We start from the raw sequence: 15,844 nt of genomic DNA on the forward strand, positions 1-15,844 counted from the left end.
TGATCATGCTGGGATGCGCGAGGGAGATGCCTCCGCCGGGCGCACGGCCCGACGAAGTTCCTCCCTTCATCGTCCGCATCAGCCCGGCGCCGGACTCGACGGTCGTCGACTTCGATGGGGCGCTCGAAATCCGTTTCAGCGAACCCGTGCGGATACCGAACGGTCTCGCCAGGGAGATGTTCGTCACCCCGATGGAGACGTACGAGGCGCAGACGGGATTCTCCGATCTGCGGCTCCGACCTGAGGACGGGTGGCGGGACAGTGTCGCCTACTGCTTCACGATTCCGACGGATGGGATCAACGACCTCCTGCGAAACGAGATGGAAGAACCGGTCGAATTCTGCTTCTTCACGGGAGCGGATATCCCGCACACTTCGGTGGAGGGAGAGGTGATCGACGCGCTGACGGGGCAGCCGCTGGAGGGGGCGCGGGTCATCTTCTGGGCGGGTCCCGATTCCATCCCTTACGGCGCGATCTCGGACAGCACCGGAAGGTTCGCGGCGCGCGGATTGCCGCCGGGCGAATACGAAGCCTTCGGGTTCGTGGACCGCAATCGCAACCTGATCCCCGATCGTGTGCTCGAGTCCTACGACAGCACGTCGGTGACGGCATCGCCCGAGGCGCCGACGGAGTTGAGGTTCGTCGTCGTGGCGCCGGATACGACGCCGCCTCTCCTGGCTCGCGCGCTCGTCGTCGGAAGCGAGACCGTGCAGCTCGAATTCGATGACTATCTCCTTAATCCTCAACCGGAGGCGCCCGGTATCGCGATTCGCGACTCGGCGACGAACGCGACGCTGGAGATCATCGCCACCCTCATCGGCTCGGCCGACGAGGTGACGTTCCTGTCCGACTCCGCGGCGTTGGCGGACTCCGTCGCGGCGGCGGACTCCGCGGCCGTAGCCGACTCGGCGGCGGTCGGTGACTCCGCGGCGGCTGAAGCGCCGAGCCCGGATTCCGCCGGCGCCGCGGCTTCGGACTCGGTCGCGGAAGAGGATCCCGTGCTTCCGTCGAGGTTCATCACCGTGCGGCTCGGCGCGGCCCTTGACTCCGGGACATACCGGGTTTCGGTCACGGGCGTGGTGAACGTGCGCCGTCTCACGGGGGGCGGCGACACGTCGTTCGTGGCCGAGCCGGAGCCCCCCTCCGACGACTCGGCGGCGGTCGCCGACTCGGTCGCCGCGGCGGACTCGGCGGCGGTGGCGGACTCGACGGCTGCCGAGGGCGACTCCGTCACGGTGCAGCAGGATCCGGTGCCGCCGGCGCCCGACAGTCTCGACATCCCGGGAGTCCCATCGGACACGACCGGGGCGCCACCGGACACGGTCGAAGTGCCGCCGGACACGGTCGGAGTGCCACCGGACACGGTCGGAGTGCCACCGGACACGGTCGGAGTGCCGCCGGACACGGTCGGAGTGCCACCGGACACGGTCGGAGTGCCGCCGGACACCGTCGCAGCGCCGCCGGACACGGCCCGTAGGCGCGCATGACGGACCCGCGCCGCCGGCTCCCGTCCATGGACGCGCTCCTCAACGAGTCCGAGGTCGGCGCCTGGATCGACCGCTACGGCCGCGAAACGGTGAAGGACTCGCTCCGCCGGGCCCTGGACCGCACCCGCGCGGAACCCGGTCCGGAGGGGTCGGGGCCGGGCGATCTCCTTCGGGCGGCGGAACGCGATCTGAAGGCGCGATCCCGGCCCTCGCTGCGGCGGGCGCTCAACGGAACCGGCGTCGTGCTCCACACCAACCTCGGCCGCGCGCCGCTCGCCGACGAGGCGGGCCGCGCCCAGGCGGAGGCCGCCGGCTACGGGAACGTGGAACTCTCCCTCGCGACCGGCCGGCGCGGCTCCAGGTACGATCACTGCGGCGAAGTCGTCTGCGAGCTGACGGGTGCGGGCGCGGCGATCATCGCGAACAACAACGCGGCCGCCGTGGCGCTGGTCGTGAACGAACTGGCGCGGGGCCGCGAGGTGCTCGTGTCGCGCGGGGAACTGGTCGAAATCGGAGGTACGTTCAGGATCCCCGATGTGGTGGAGCGGAGCGGCGGCCGGTTGAGGGAGGTCGGCACGACGAACCGGACGAGCGTGTCCGATTACGCGGCAGCCATCGACGAATCGACCGGGCTCATCCTGCGGGTCCACCCCTCGAACTACCGGGTCGAAGGCTTCGCGGCCCGCCCCCCCCTGACGGCGTTGGTGTCCCTCGCGCGGGAGCGCGGCATCCCTCTGGCGCACGATCTCGGGTCCGGGTTGCTCGATGCGGATCTCCTGCCGGGATTTCCGGAGGGACCCACCGCCCGGGGATCGCTGGCCGCGGGCGTCGACCTCGCGACCTGGAGCGGCGACAAGCTCCTCGGGGGCCCGCAGGCCGGGATCATCGCGGGGGACGCGGCGTTGATCGGGCGATTGCGCCGGAATCCGCTGCTGCGGGCGTTCAGGGTGGACAAGACCACGCTCGCCGCCCTCGATGCCACACTGATGCTGTACCGAGATCCGGATCTCGCCGTCCGGCGCGTGCCGGCGCTGCGGATGCTGCGCGAGCCGGTGGAGGCGGTCGAAGCCCGCGCGGCAGCCGCGCGCCCCGAGCCTCCCCCGCGAACCGGCGCGCGCGTGGACGTGGTGCGGACCGAGGCGATGGTCGGAGGGGGCGCCTTTCCGGGGTTCGCGATTCCTTCGGCGGGCTGGGCCGTGACCGGGGTCGATATCGAGCGGCTCGCGGCGGAGTGCCGCGCCGGCCCGGTCCCGCTCATCGGCCGCATCGAGCGTGCGGCGTTCATCGTCGATGTGCGGGCCCTGCCCGGCGAGGAAGCGGGCCGGGCCGCGGAAGCCCTCGCCTCGGCGCTCGACCGGCTCGCCGATGCCTGACTCTGTGCGGATCGCGGTCCTCGCGTCGGGAGGCGGTTCCAACTTCCAGGCGCTCGTCGACCGCTTCCGCCGCGCGGACGTTCGCTACCGCGAGGTCGTCGGTGTGATCGCCAGCCGCGAGCGAGCGGGCGTCCTGGAGCGGGCGCGCCGGGCAGGGGTGGCCGCGGCCATCGCGCCGCCCGCAGCGACGCGTGCGGAGATGGCGACGTTCCTCCGCCGCGCGCTGGACGGGTGGAGAAGCGACATCGTGGTCCTCGCCGGCTACATGAAGCTCGTGCCCGAGACCGTCGTGCGGGCGTACTGGGGGCGGATTCTGAACATCCATCCCGCGCTGCTGCCCTCGTTCGGAGGCCGGGGGATGTACGGCGCGCGCGTGCACCAGGCGGTCATCGAGGCCGGTGCCCGCGTCACCGGAGCGACCGTCCACTTCGTCGACGAGGCGTACGACCGGGGGCCCATCCTGTGCCAGTGGCCCGTACCCGTGCTGGCGGGCGATACTCCGGAATCCGTCGCGGCCCGCGTGCTAAAGGTCGAGCACCGGATCCTGCCCGCGGCCGTCGAAGCGCTGGCGTCGGGGGCGGTGCGGCTGGACGCGGACCGTCGGGTCCACTGGGTTCGCGAATGGTTCGAGACAGACACGTTCACCAACCGGGAAGGATGAGTGGGGATGCCGACTGCGCTCGTGAGCGTTTCGGACAAGACGGGAATCGAGGAATTCTGCGCGGGTCTGATCGCGCGGGGCTGGGAGATCGCGTCCACGGGGGGGACGATGCGGGCGCTGCGCGCGGCGGGGCTGGAGGTCCGCAGCGTGAGCGATCTGACCGGCCATCCGGAGATGCTCGGCGGCCGGGTGAAGACGCTGCATCCGAGGGTGCACGGGGGGATCCTGGCGCGGCGCGAAGTGCCGGACGACCTGGATCAACTCGCCGCGCACGGGATGGCTCCCATCGATCTCGTGGCCGTGAATCTGTACCCCTTCCGCGAGACCGTGGCCGGCGGCGATGTCACGCTCCGGGAAGCGCTGGAGCAGATCGACATCGGCGGCCCGACGATGCTCCGGGCATCGGCGAAGAACCATCCATCCGTCTGGTCGGTCTGCGACCCGGCCGACTACGGGCGCGTGCTCGAGGCCATCGATGCCGGGGACGTGCCGGAGGCGGCGGAACTGAGGCGGGAGTTGGCGGCCAGGGTGTTCGGTCACACCGCGGCGTATGACGCGGCGATCACCCGCTACCTGACGCAGGCGGACGTAAAGGGGGATTCGCCCGACCTTCCGGCGGGGGAGACCGTCGTCCCGCTCGTATCTGTGCAGGCGCTCCGGTACGGCGAGAACCCCGACCAGCAGGCCGCCTTCTTCCGCGACGGGTCCGGCGCGCCGCGGGGGATTCCCGCGCTCGCGCAACTCCACGGCCGGGAACTCTCGTTCAACAACATTCTCGATGTGGACGGAGCCCTCACGGCCATCGCGCCCTTCGTGTCCGGGGAACGCGCCGCCTGCGCGATCCTCAAGCACTCGACGCCGTGCGGCCTCGCCGTCGGCGCATCCCCGCTGGAGGCCTACGAGAAGGCGCTCGCCTGCGATCCCGTCTCGGCGTTCGGATCCGTCATCGCCTTCACGGACTCGCTCACGGAGGCCGTCGCGGAAGCCCTGTCGCGGAACTTCGTGGAGTGCGTCGTGGCGCCGGGATACTCGGAGGACGCGCTCGATCTCCTGCGGGCGAAAAAGAACATCCGGATTCTGAAGCCGGAGGCGGGCGCGGCGCTGGACGCGAGCGGCCATCTGCGGGACGGGATCGAAGTGCGCGGCGTGCGCGGCGGGGTGCTGATGCAGGCGGCCCCGCGCCCGGCACGCGAGGTGGATCGGGAGGCGCACGTCCCGACGGCTCGGGCCCCGAGCGAGGCGGAGTGGGACGATCTCTCGTTCGCCTGGTCCGCGGTGCAGAGTGTGAAGTCGAACGCGATCCTGCTCGCGCGTGATGGGGCGACGATCGGAATCGGCGCGGGACAGATGAGCCGCGTCGACTCGGTGGAGATCTCGATCCGCAAGGCCCGGGCGCAGGGGTTCGACGTGGCCGGCGCCGTCCTCGGGTCGGACGCCTTCTTCCCCTTCCGCGACGGCATCGACGCGGCGGCGGCCGCCGGGGTCACGGCCATCGCGCAGCCGGGCGGGTCGAAGCGCGATGCGGAGGTCATCGAGGCCGCGAACGAGCACGGCATGGCGATGGTCTTCACCGGCCGGCGGCTCTTCCGGCACTAGTTCCGGCCATCCGCGGCACGCCGGGCAAGGCCCTGCGTCGTGTGAAGGGTTGCGAAACACGCGGCGCCGGAGCGGTTATACTGGGGCAGGTGACGCCGCAGGCGAAGCGGCCGGCGACCGGCGAGGGCCGGGGGCCGAACGGCAAGGGAGACTCCCATGGCGAACATTCATATTCCGCCCGGCTGGCGGCTCAGGGAGAGCGAAGCGACGCCGGAGTCGGTGTACCTCGACCGGCGGCAGTTCGTGGCCCGCATGGGCGGGGGAGCGGTCATTGCCGCCGCCTCGCTCGCATGCCGGCCGGGACGGGCGGCGGAAGCCCAGCAGCGCGGTCCCCTCGACAACATCCCGGACACCCCGACCGCGGATCTCTATCCCGCGGCCGTGAACGATCCGCGCTTCACGCCGGGCGACCGCCACAAGGAGGTTTCGCCCGAGGAGATCGTGGCCACGTACAACAACTTCTACGAGTTCGGCACGGACAAGGACGGGGTGTGGCGCAACGTCGGCCCGTTCGAGGCCCGGCCGTGGGAACTGGAGGTCACGGGCCTCGTCGAGAACCCCGGCGTCTACGATCTCGTAGAGCTGGAACGCGCCTTCCCGCTCGAGGAACGGATCTACCGGCACCGCTGCGTGGAGCGGTGGTCCGTCGTCGTGCCCTGGATCGGCTTCCCGCTCGCCAAACTCCTGGAACGGGTGCGGCCGCTCAACAGCGCGCGCTACGTCGCCTTCGTCACGTTCAACCGTCCCGAGCAGGCGTACGGGATGAAGTCGATGACCTGGTGGCCGTGGCCGTACCATGAAGGGCTTCGCATGGACGAAGCCATGAACGAACTGGCGTTCGTGGTGACGGGCATGTACGGACATCCACTCCAGAAGCAGAACGGGGCGCCGGTCCGGATCCACCTTCCGTGGAAGTACGGTTACAAGAGCCCGAAGAGCATCGTCGGCATCGAGATCACCGACAGACAGCCGGCTACGTTCTGGAATACGTCGACACCCGCCGAGTACGGCTTCTATTCCAACGTGGACCCGGATCTGCCTCACCCCCGCTGGTCCCAGGCGCAGGAGGAGATCGTCGGCACGGGACAACGGGTGCCGACGCTCCCGTTCAACGGATACGGCGAGTGGGTAGGGGAACTCTACGGCGGTCGCGTGACGCCGGTCGGAGACGTGCCGCACGCCCGCTGAGGTTCCGGCGGGCGGCGCTCCCCCGCCCGCCGTCCCCGGCTCCTTGACCCGCCTCCCGTCCGCGGCTACAGTCCCGCGGGCTTCGTGGAAGCGGAGCTTGCCCTGAATTCGAGACTTTCCCCGAACGCATATAGATACGCCCTTGAGACGACGCGCGATCGCAGCGCTCGTGCTTTTTCTGGGGGTCCTGATCAGCCAGGGTTGCGGCGGTGAGTACCCGCAATCCGCACTGCACCCCAGTTCAGACTCCGCCGAGATCCTCGACCGGCTGTTCGACCAGATCTTCTGGTGGGCGGTCGGCGTGTTCGTAGTGGTCGGGGGCATTCTCACTTACGTGGTCGTCCGATTCCGGGAGCGGCCGGGTGATGCGCGGCCGAAACAGGTCCACGGTCACCTCCTCCTCGAAGTGGCCTGGACGCTCGCTCCGGCGCTCATCCTCGTGGCGATCGCGATTCCGACCATCCGCGCCATCTTCATCATCGACCGCTCGACGCCGGATCCGGAGGCGCTCGTCGTCGAGGTCATCGGCAAGCAGTGGTGGTGGGAATTCCGTTATCCGGAACTCGGGATCGTGACCGCGAACGAGGCGCACGTCCCGCTGGGCCGCACCGTCGACCTGAGGCTCCGCTCCGCCGACGTCATGCATTCGTTCTGGATTCCGCGCCTGGCCGGAAAACGGGACCTCGTGCCGGGGATCGAGAACCAGCTCTGGTTCCGGCCGGATTCGGTCGGCGTATTCCACGGGCAGTGCGCGGAGTTCTGCGGCACGGCGCACGCGCTCATGGGAATGCGCCTGATCGTCGACGAACCCGACGACTTCGAGCGCTGGGCCAGGGCGAACGCGGCGCCCGCGTCGACACCCGCGGACGCGGAGGCGCGGGCGGGGCAGGGCGTGTTCATGGCGAACGCGTGCGTGAGCTGTCACACGGTGAGGGGGACGCAGGCGACGGGACCGTTCGGACCCGATCTCACGCACTTCGGGAGCCGGCTCACGATCGCCTCGGGCGTACTGGAGAACACCGCCGCGAACCTGGCGCGCTGGCTTGACTCCACCCAGCACGTGAAGCCCGGCAACCTGATGCCCGAGGTGGAACTGAGCGACGCGCAGGTTCGGCAGCTCGTCGCCTACCTCGGCTCGCTCCGCTAGCCCCATGGCCATGACTGACGGGTATTCCACGGGGATCCGGAGCTGGCTGTCGACGGTCGATCACAAGCGGATCGCGATCATGTACTTCGTGGTCGGGTTCGTCTTCCTCCTCATCGCGGGCGTCGAGGGACAGCTCATCCGGCTCCAGCTCGCCGCCCCCGAGCGCAGCTTCCTCGATCCGGACCTCTACAACCAGCTGTTCACGATGCACGGCACGACGATGGTGTTCTTCGCCGGCATGCCGCTCGTCGTCGCCTTCTTCAACTTCGTCGTGCCGCTGCAGATCGGGGCGCGCGACGTCGCCTTCCCGCGCCTGAACGCGTTCTCCTTCTGGGTCTTCCTCTTCGGCGGCCTCTTCCTGTACGCGAGCGTTCCCCTCCGGGTGATGCCCGACGGGGGCTGGTTCGCGTACATGCCGCTGACGAACGCGGAGTATTCGCCCGGCCCGGGCCTCGACTTCTACGTCCTCGCGCTCCTGATCTCCGGCGTGGGGTCGATCGCGGGCGGATTGAACTTCCTCGTCACGATCCTCAACATGAGGGCGCCGGGGATGACGTTCATGCGGATGCCGCTCTTCACCTGGATGGCGCTCATCGTCTCCGCGCTCATCCTGCTCGCCTTCCCGCCCTTCACGGTCGGCCTGATCTTCATGCTCTTCGACCGCCGCTTCGGAACGCACTTTTTCGACGCGGCGGCGGGCGCGGACCCCGTCCTCTGGCAGCACCTGTTCTGGGTCTTCGGCCACCCCGAGGTCTACATCCTCATCCTGCCGGCCTTCGGCATCGTTTCCGACGTGATCCCGACGTTCTCGCGGAAGATCCTGTTCGGGTATCCGGTCGTCGTCTTCTCGGGCGTCCTCATCGCCTTCCTCGGCTTCGGCGTCTGGGTGCACCACATGTTCTCGGTCGGGCTCGGGCCGGTGGTGAATGCCGTCTTCGGTGGGGCGACGATGCTCATCGCGATCCCCACCGGGATCAAGATCTTCAACTGGATCGCGACGATGTGGGGGGGTCGCTTACGCTTCCGGACGGCGATGCTGTTCGCGGTCGGATTGGTGGCGACGTTCACGATCGGCGGCCTGAGCGGCGTCATGCACAGCTCGCCGCCGGCGGACCTGCAGCAAACGGACACGTACTTCGTGGTGGCGCACTTCCACTACGTGCTCATCGGCGGGACCGTCTTCGGCCTCTTCTGCGGCTTCTACCACTGGTTCCCGAAGGCGACGGGGCGGATGCTGCACGAGGGCCTGGGGAAGGCCCACTTCTGGCTCAGCTTCATCGCGCTGAACGTGACCTTCTTCCCCATGCACTTCTCCGGGCTCCTGGGAATGCCGCGGCGTACGTACACGTACGCGGAAGGGCTCGGTCTGGATGTGTTCAACCTGATCTCGACCATCGGGGCCTTCATCTTCACGCTCTCCTTCGTGCCGCTGGTGTGGAATCTGTGGCGCACGTGGCGGCGCGGGGAGGCGGCCGGACACAATCCGTGGGACGCGTCGACGCTCGAGTGGACGATGGCCTCGCCGCCGCCGCACTACAACTTCGCCGAAATCCCGGTCGTCGACCGGCGGGACCCGCTCTGGCATCCCTACATCGAGCCGGAGTCGCGCGCGGAGGGGGAGGAGCCCGGGGGCGCCGTGCCGCGGCGGCAGCCGGAGGAGCCGCCGGAGCCCGTGGTCATGCCGAACCCGTCGTACTGGCCGCTCGTGCTCGCCGTGGGGATGCTCCTCATGACGGTCGGCGGGCTCGGGTCGCTGGGGCTGACGCTCTTCGGCCTGCTCGTGACGGCGGTGGGGCTCTTCGCGTGGGCTTTCGAGCCTCCGTTCGGCGAGGAGGCGCACTGATGGAGGGGCCGACCTCGACGGGCATCCCGAACCGCAAGCTCGCGATGTGGACCTTCATCGGGTCGGAGTGCATGCTGTTCGGCACCCTGATCGCCACGTACATGATCTACCGCGGCCGCAACCTCGTGCCGCCCTATCCGCACGACCTCCTGAACATCCCGTTCATCACCGTCACGACCTTCGTGCTCCTGATGAGCAGCCTCATGATGGTGCTCGCGCTCGCCGCGGTGCAGAAGAACGATCTGCGGGCGACGAAGCTGTGGCTCGGCATGACGGCGCTGTTCGGCCTCATCTTCCTCGGCGGCCAGTACTACGAGTTCAGCCACTTCGTCCACGAGGGGCTGCCGCTGTCGAGGAACCTGTTCTCGTCCACCTTCTTCGTCCTCACGGGGACGCACGGCGCCCACGTCGCCGGAGGCGTGATCTGGCTGAGCACGCTCCTCGTGAGGACGGCGCAGGGGAAGCTCGATGCCCGCCACGCGGAGACGGTGGAGATCGCCGGGCTCTACTGGCACTTCGTGGACGTCGTGTGGATTATCCTCTTCACCCTCATCTACCTGCTGGTGTGAGGCACACGTGAGCCACTCCGCCGAATCGCACCCGAGCACGCGCCTCTACATCGCCGTCGCGGTGATCCTCGCCGCGCTGACGGCGCTCGAGGTAATGGTGTTCTACATCGAGGCGCTCGCGCCGGTGCTCATCCCGATCCTGCTCGTGATGATGGCGGCGAAATTCGCGCTCGTCGCAATGTTCTTCATGCACCTGAAGTCCGACGGCCCGGTCCTCACCTCGATCTTCGCCTGGGGGGCGTTCATCGCCACGGCCATCGTCGTCGCACTGATGGCGATCTACGGCAAGTTCGGCGCCTAGCCTCGGCCTGCTGGACCGTCAGCGGGACGGGGTGGCGGAGAGTGCGTAGAGAAAGAGGTTCACGCCCATTCTGATCGCGGACTCCCGTACTTCGGGTGCGTCCCCGTGTACGCCCTCATCCTCCCAGCCGTCCCCCAGGTCGGATTCGAAGCTGTAGAAGACCGCGAGCCGGCCATCGAGGAAGATGCCGAACCCCTGGGCGGGATTCCCGTCGTGTTCGTGGACCTTGGGCAGGCCGTCCGGCATCTCGTAGAAGACCCGGTAGATGCTGTGCTCGAGCGGTACCTCGGCGAGCGGCGTGTCCGGGAAGAGGCGAGCGATCTCCCGGCGAAAGGACTCGTCCAGGCCGTAGTTGTCGTCCACGTGCAGGAAGCCGCCCCCGTACAGGTAGGCACGCAGGCGTTCGACCTCGAGGGCGGTGAAGGACATGTTGCCGTGTCCGGTCGCGTACAGGTACGGATGGTCGGCGAGGTCGGGATCGGCGGCGCCGACTTCCGCGGGCCGGTCGGCGACCGGAACCCCGGTCCGAAGCCGGATCTGCTCGAGGAGGTTGTCGAGGCTCGAGGGGTTCGCGTACCAGTCGCCCCCGCCGTCGTAGCGCAGCCGCGCGATCGTCGGTGGCTCCGTCCCCCGCGAGCCGTCCGGCGGCTGGCCGGCGAGGCTCGGACAGGAGCCGAGCGCGGCCAATGCGGCAGCGGCGACCGTGACGAAGCCGATCACCATCTGCGGCGTGCGGTCGCCGCGCCGCTGCGTGGCCCGGCAGTGCGGACAGATTTTCGTCGCGTCCGGCACGTTGCACCGGCAGCGCCGGCACGGCTTCATACGAACTCCTCCGCCAGGGCTCGACCTGGGTTCATCTTGGCGCCTCGGTCGCATGGCGCGGCACTTCGGCCGCGTGGTGTCCCACCCGTAGATTATCGGTTCGCGCGGTCCAGGGCGAAGGCTTAGGATGTGCCGCGCGACGGGCCGCTTTCCGGCCTGCCGGACCACGAGGACCTGGACGATGCGTCGATACTCGGCCTACGACCCCCCTGAGTACGTCTCCTGGCAGCCGGACCCCGAACTCCTGGAGGAGTACAGGTCGCGCATCCGGGCGGACGACGCCCGCGCGCGCGAGATCGCCGTGTTGCCTCCCGCCGCGCACATCGCGCTGTACCGCGGACTCCTCCGCTTCCGCCTCAGCGACATCGCCCTCACGCGGTGGGTGAAACAGGGCGTGATCTCGAAGGCGTGGCTCGGGACCGGCGAGGAAGCCGTGACCGTGGGGGCCGTGAACGCGCTCGACCGCCGCGGTCCCGACGGAGACATCGTCGGGCCCATGATCCGCAACCAGGGCGCGAACCACGAGATGGGCATGCCGATGGCGGAGGTGTTTCGCACCTACCTCGGGACGGCGGACGCCCCCGCGGGGGGACGCGATCTGCACCTCGGAGACCTGCGCTACGGCGTGTGTCCGCCCATCAGCATGGTCGCGACGCTGTCGACGGTCATGAACGGGTTCGCCCTCGCCTTCCGGATCCGCGGAGAACCGCGGGTGGCCCTGACCTGGGTCGGGGACGGCGCGACGAAACACGGCGAGGCGCACGAGGCGTTCGCCTTCGCGGCTTCGCTCGGGCTGCCGATCGTCTTCATCATCCAGAACAACCAGGTGGCGCTGGGGACGCGGCTGGACCAGCACCATGTGCCGCCCGACTTCTCGGACTGGGGGGCGGCGTACGGGATTCCCTCCGAATCGGTCGACGGGAACCATGTGCTGGAGGTCTATGCGGCCACGCGGGTGGCGGCCGAACGCTGCCGGCGGGGGGAGGGGCCGCAACTCCTCGAGGCGCGCACCTTCCGCATGGGAGGGCACGCGACGCACGACGTGCGCGAGGCCCGGGCCACCTTCTCCAGCGAGCTGTTCCGATACTGGGGACGGCGGGATCCGATCGGGCTCTATGAAGAGTACCTGGCGGAGGTCGACCTCGGAGTCGCCGGCGCCGGAAACCTGCGGGAGCGGAACCTCCGCAAGCTCGCATCGGTGGAGCGGGAAGTGGAGGCGGAGATCGAGCAGGCCGCGGGCGAGGCGCTGGCGAGCCGCGAGATGGCCGTGCCGCGCGGCGAAACGGTGACGCACGGCGTGTACGGAGGGGGGGCGGCATGACGGACGGTGGCGCCCGCCCGCGGCGGTCGGGCCGGATCGGTGGCGCAGCGTGGACGTTGTACGACGCGGGCCGGGCGCCATCCGGCCTCGGTCTCGGCTACTTCGTTTGCGACGACCCGCAGGCGGCGGACCGGCGGGCGGCGCTTCCCGCCGGGCAGGCCCTCGCGGATCTCGACGATGACGCCTTCCGCGCGTTGTGGGAGGCGGGTCGACCGCTCACGGCGACTGAACGCCGGGTCGTCGACGGGAGCGGAGCGATCTGGCTCGCCCAGGGCATGGGACCGGTCTGGGCCGAGGGCGGGAGCGCGGCGGGTACCACGGGCCTTCGCCTGCGCTGCGTCAGCGCTCATCGCCCCGTGGTGGAACTGAACGGCGCCACGCTCTCCGGGACGTCGGACGCGGAACTGATCGCGCGCATCGGCGCGCCCGAAGGAGTCGCGCCATCCTCCGACTGACGTTTCTCGGAACGGCTTCTTCGCGGCCGACGGTGTCGCGGAACGTTTCGTCGCTCGCGCTGAAGCGGGAAGGGCGGCTGTTTCTCCTCGACTGCGGCGAGGGAACGCAGCGGCAGATGATGCGCTACGGGGTGGGTTTCTCCCTCGGAGACATCCTCATCACGCACCTCCACTCCGACCATTACCTCGGGCTGCCGGGTCTGCTTCGCACGATGAGCCTCCAGGGGCGCGAGGAACCGCTCCGGATCTGGGCGCCAGGCGGGGCGGGCGAGACGCTCCGCGCGCTCCGGGATCTGGGAGGGGATCGCCTGGCGTTCGAGGCGACCGTGCACGAACTCCGGGCGGGTGAAGCGGTCGAAGGGGAGGGATTCCGAGTGGAGGCGTTCGCGACCGAGCACACGCGGCGCTCGCTCGGATACGCCCTCATCGAGGATGATCGCCCCGGGAGGTTCGATGTGGCGGCGGCCCGCGAACTGGGCGTCCCGGAAGGCCCGCTCTTCGGTCGGCTCCACCGCGGCGAGAGCGTGGATCTCGAGGACGGCCGCCGCGTGCGCCCCGCGGAACTCGTGGGTCCTCCGCGGCCGGGCAGGAAGGTTGTGTACACGGGGGATACGCGTCCCTGTCCCGAAACGGTTCGGATCTCGCACGGCGCCGATCTCCTCGTGCACGAGGCGACGTTCACGGAGGAGGAACGGGGTCGGGCGCGGGACACCGGCCACTCCACCGCCGCGGATGCGGCCCGGGTCGCGCGCGAGGCGGGGGTGCGGCGGCTCGTGCTGACGCACGTCAGCGCCCGCTACGCCGAACGGCCGGCGCAACTGCTCGAGGAGGCGCGCGCCCTCTTCGCCCGGGTGGAACTCGCGCGCGACGGCTGGTCCACCGAGGTCTCCTTCGATGACGCGGACGCGGGGGATCCCGAGCCTTGATCCGCGTGCGCGTACCCGGGGACAAGTCGATCTCCCACCGCGCCGCGCTTATCGCGCCCCTCGCCTCGTCGCCATCCGTCGTCCGCGGCCTTTCGGACGGCGTCGACGTGCGGGCCAGCGTGCGGGCGATGCAGCGGCTCGGCGCCGCCGTCGAGTGCACGGACGAAGAGCGCGGTCTCACGATCCGTTGCGCGGGCGGCGGGCTCGAGTTCGGCCTGGCTCCGCGGCTCGACTGCGGGAACAGCGGGACGACGGCACGCCTGCTCGCCGGGATCCTGGCGGGTTCCGGCGCCGCGGCGGTCCTGGATGGCGATCCATCGCTTCGCAGCCGACCCATGCGCCGCGTCATCTATCCGCTGCAGGCCATGGGGGCGCGGATCGAGTACGACGGAGAGCCGGAGCGGCTCCCGGTGCGGCTCCACGGGCGAGCCACGGGGGCCCTGCGGACGCTGCGGCACCGCGGCAGGGTCGCCAGCGCCCAGGTCAAGTCGGCCGTGCTGCTGGCCGGTGTGCTGGGCCGCGTGCGGGTCGAGGTCAGCGAGCCCGCCCTCTCCCGCGATCACACCGAACGCATGCTCGCGGCGATGGGCGTGCCGATCGCGTTCGATCCGGAGCGGATGGGAGCGGGAGAGGTGCGCTTCGACCCATCCGGCTGGGAAGGCGGGCTCGAGGGGCTCCGCATGACCGTGCCCGGCGACCCCTCCTCGGCCGCCTTCCTGATCGGAGCGTCGCTCCTAGGCGGCCGCGCGGTGCGGGTGGAAGCCGTGGCGGCCAACGCCGGGCGCATCGGGTTTCTCTCCGTGCTCGAGGAGATGGGGGCGCGGGTCGACCGGGACCCCGAGCCGGCCCAGGCGGACGAACCGCTGGAAACGTGGACCGTCCATCCTCCGGACGGTCTGCGGGCGTTCTCGATCGGCGGCGACCTGATCCCGCGGGTGGTCGACGAGATTCCGCTCCTCGCCGTCCTCGCCGCCCGGGCGCGGGGTCGTTCCGAGATCCGCGATGCCGCCGAGTTGCGCGTGAAGGAGAGCGACCGCCTCGCCGTGCTGGCCCGGACGCTCGGGAGGCTCGGGGTCGTCGTGGAGGAAAGGGCGGATGGGCTCACGATCCGGGGCCGCGCCGGACGGTTGCGCGGCGACGTCGAGACCCGCGGCGACCACCGGATCGCCATGGCGTTCGGAGTCCTCGACGCGGCGGGAGACGCCGACCTGCGGATCGACGACCGCGCATGCGTGGACGTCTCGTATCCGGGCTTCTGGGAGGCGATCGAGCCGTTTCGCCGCAGGGGCCGCCGAGCGCGTTCCCCCCGGACGGGACGAGTGATCGCGGTGGACGGGCCCGCCGCCTCCGGCAAGAGCAGCACCGCCCGGAGCGTGGCCCGGAGACTCGGCTTTGTGCATGTGAACTCCGGGCTGCTCTACCGGGCGATCACCCGGTGGGCCCTCGACCGGGGCATCGCCGAAGACGGCCCGTCGATCGAGGCGGCCGCGCCCGGGCTGGAGATCGATCTCGTCCCCGCGGGCGATGGATTCGACGTATCCGTGGAGGGAACCCGCCCCGGCCCGGGTCTCGAAACGCCCGAGGTGACCGCGCGGGTGTCGGCCGTTTCCATGCTTCCGGCGGTTCGGGAGGTCGTGCTGGAGCGGCTGCGCCGGGCGGGCCGCCGGCACGACATCGTCTGCGACGGACGCGACATCGGTACGGCGGTCTTCCCCGGCGCGGACCTGAAGGTCTTTCTCGTCGCGGAGGCCCGTGAGAGGGCGCGCCGTCGACTGCGCCAGCGTGGCGCCCCCCTGACGGACGATGAGGTCGAGCGCGAGACCCGGCGTCTCGATGCACGCGACCGGCTGGATCGTTCGCGTCCGCTGTCCCCGCTGCGGCGAGCGTCCGACGCCATCGAGATCGATACGACCTCCATGTCCCCGAAACGGGTCGTGGATGCGATCCTCGAGCTTGCGGCCGCCGCTTTCCGTTGACGCTTTCGCGGCCCGAATCTAAGTTGGCTTACTGTTCGAGGACCGGTGGCGGAAAAAGTGGCGCTCCGCCCCGGATCCTGTGGAGACCCGACACCAGGGGATCGGCCGGCGGCTGGGCGGAGATGGTGAAGCTCGGTTGAGGTCGATTCTTTTTTGCCACGAGGCCCGGCGGGACGCAC

14 protein-coding genes are annotated in these 15,844 nt (G+C 70.0%); 13 read left to right on the forward strand and 1 reads right to left on the reverse strand.

What is annotated here, in order from left to right:
- Window positions 1-26 precede the first annotated feature (26 nt).
- The 9 genes from RN743_RS13250 (at window position 27) to RN743_RS13290 (ending at window position 10,165) form a co-directional block, all read left to right on the forward strand.
- The gene (locus tag RN743_RS13250) at window positions 27-1,487 is read left to right on the forward strand and encodes an Ig-like domain-containing protein (RefSeq protein WP_310780493.1); all 1,461 of its coding nucleotides are present in this window, start codon (window positions 27-29) and stop codon (window positions 1,485-1,487) included.
- Complete coding sequence (gene selA, locus RN743_RS13255) at window positions 1,484-2,860, forward strand: L-seryl-tRNA(Sec) selenium transferase (RefSeq protein ID WP_310780494.1); 1,377 nt, start codon at window positions 1,484-1,486, stop codon at window positions 2,858-2,860. The genes RN743_RS13250 and selA overlap by 4 nt, the downstream gene beginning before the upstream one ends.
- Window positions 2,853-3,521 carry a phosphoribosylglycinamide formyltransferase gene (gene purN, locus RN743_RS13260; RefSeq protein ID WP_310780495.1) on the forward strand — a complete coding sequence of 223 codons (669 nt, stop codon included), beginning with the start codon at window positions 2,853-2,855 and terminating at the stop codon, window positions 3,519-3,521. Before selA ends, purN begins: the two co-directional genes overlap by 8 nt.
- Window positions 3,522-5,117, forward strand: coding sequence for a bifunctional phosphoribosylaminoimidazolecarboxamide formyltransferase/IMP cyclohydrolase (gene purH, locus RN743_RS13265; protein WP_343219032.1), 1,596 nt, complete (start codon window positions 3,522-3,524; stop codon window positions 5,115-5,117).
- A gap of 156 nt (window positions 5,118-5,273) precedes the next feature.
- On the forward strand, window positions 5,274-6,305 hold the full coding sequence (gene msrP, locus RN743_RS13270) for a protein-methionine-sulfoxide reductase catalytic subunit MsrP (protein ID WP_310780497.1): 1,032 nt from the start codon (window positions 5,274-5,276) through the stop codon (window positions 6,303-6,305).
- A 142-nt stretch (window positions 6,306-6,447) separates the two neighbouring features.
- Complete coding sequence (coxB, locus tag RN743_RS13275; RefSeq protein ID WP_310780500.1) at window positions 6,448-7,452, forward strand: cytochrome c oxidase subunit II; 1,005 nt, start codon at window positions 6,448-6,450, stop codon at window positions 7,450-7,452.
- A 4-nt stretch (window positions 7,453-7,456) separates the two neighbouring features.
- A complete protein-coding gene (gene ctaD, locus RN743_RS13280; RefSeq protein WP_310780502.1) occupies window positions 7,457-9,295 on the forward strand; it encodes a cytochrome c oxidase subunit I in 1,839 nt (612 codons plus the stop codon).
- Window positions 9,295-9,864 (forward strand): cytochrome c oxidase subunit 3, encoded by a 570-nt coding sequence (locus RN743_RS13285; RefSeq protein ID WP_310780504.1) that lies wholly within the window; start codon window positions 9,295-9,297, stop codon window positions 9,862-9,864. The genes ctaD and RN743_RS13285 overlap by 1 nt, the downstream gene beginning before the upstream one ends.
- 7 nt (window positions 9,865-9,871) lie before the next feature.
- Window positions 9,872-10,165, forward strand: a complete 294-nt coding sequence (locus RN743_RS13290; RefSeq protein ID WP_310780506.1) for a cytochrome C oxidase subunit IV family protein — start codon at window positions 9,872-9,874, stop codon at window positions 10,163-10,165.
- A gap of 18 nt (window positions 10,166-10,183) precedes the next feature.
- Here RN743_RS13290 and RN743_RS13295 read toward each other — a convergent pair whose 3' ends face one another.
- Complete coding sequence (locus RN743_RS13295) at window positions 10,184-10,987, reverse strand: DUF4159 domain-containing protein (protein WP_310780508.1); 804 nt, start codon at window positions 10,985-10,987, stop codon at window positions 10,184-10,186.
- 181 nt (window positions 10,988-11,168) lie between these two features.
- On the opposite strand from RN743_RS13295, the gene RN743_RS13300 reads away from it, so the two are divergent.
- From RN743_RS13300 to aroA, 4 genes are read left to right on the forward strand one after another with little or no spacing between them, the layout of a single operon-like run.
- Window positions 11,169-12,308, forward strand: coding sequence for a thiamine pyrophosphate-dependent enzyme (locus tag RN743_RS13300; RefSeq protein WP_310780510.1), 1,140 nt, complete (start codon window positions 11,169-11,171; stop codon window positions 12,306-12,308).
- On the forward strand, window positions 12,305-12,763 hold the full coding sequence (locus RN743_RS13305) for a hypothetical protein (RefSeq protein ID WP_310780512.1): 459 nt from the start codon (window positions 12,305-12,307) through the stop codon (window positions 12,761-12,763). The genes RN743_RS13300 and RN743_RS13305 overlap by 4 nt, the downstream gene beginning before the upstream one ends.
- Window positions 12,751-13,689 carry a ribonuclease Z gene (gene rnz / locus RN743_RS13310; RefSeq protein ID WP_343219038.1) on the forward strand — a complete coding sequence of 313 codons (939 nt, stop codon included), beginning with the start codon at window positions 12,751-12,753 and terminating at the stop codon, window positions 13,687-13,689. Before RN743_RS13305 ends, rnz begins: the two co-directional genes overlap by 13 nt.
- A gap of 5 nt (window positions 13,690-13,694) precedes the next feature.
- Entirely contained in the window at window positions 13,695-15,665 is a 1,971-nt protein-coding gene (gene aroA / locus RN743_RS13315) for a 3-phosphoshikimate 1-carboxyvinyltransferase (protein WP_310780671.1), read from the forward strand.
- Window positions 15,666-15,844 lie beyond the last annotated feature (179 nt).

The sequence above is a fragment of the Candidatus Palauibacter scopulicola genome (assembly GCF_947581915.1).
In the GTDB taxonomy this organism is placed as follows: domain Bacteria; phylum Gemmatimonadota; class Gemmatimonadetes; order Palauibacterales; family Palauibacteraceae; genus Palauibacter; species Palauibacter scopulicola.

Bases quoted from the DNA above. Each gene is read 5' to 3' on its own strand.
- RN743_RS13250 (WP_310780493.1), top strand. From the start codon at position 27: ATGCCTCCGCCGGGCGCACGGCCCGACGAAGTTCCTCCCTTCATCGTC.
- selA (WP_310780494.1), top strand. From the start codon at position 1,484: ATGACGGACCCGCGCCGCCGGCTCCCGTCCATGGACGCGCTCCTCAAC.
- purN (WP_310780495.1), top strand. From the start codon at position 2,853: ATGCCTGACTCTGTGCGGATCGCGGTCCTCGCGTCGGGAGGCGGTTCC.
- msrP (WP_310780497.1), top strand. From the start codon at position 5,274: ATGGCGAACATTCATATTCCGCCCGGCTGGCGGCTCAGGGAGAGCGAA.
- ctaD (WP_310780502.1), top strand. From the start codon at position 7,457: ATGGCCATGACTGACGGGTATTCCACGGGGATCCGGAGCTGGCTGTCG.
- RN743_RS13285 (WP_310780504.1), top strand. From the start codon at position 9,295: ATGGAGGGGCCGACCTCGACGGGCATCCCGAACCGCAAGCTCGCGATG.
- RN743_RS13295 (WP_310780508.1), bottom strand. From the start codon at position 10,987: ATGAAGCCGTGCCGGCGCTGCCGGTGCAACGTGCCGGACGCGACGAAA.
- RN743_RS13300 (WP_310780510.1), top strand. From the start codon at position 11,169: ATGCGTCGATACTCGGCCTACGACCCCCCTGAGTACGTCTCCTGGCAG.
- RN743_RS13305 (WP_310780512.1), top strand. From the start codon at position 12,305: ATGACGGACGGTGGCGCCCGCCCGCGGCGGTCGGGCCGGATCGGTGGC.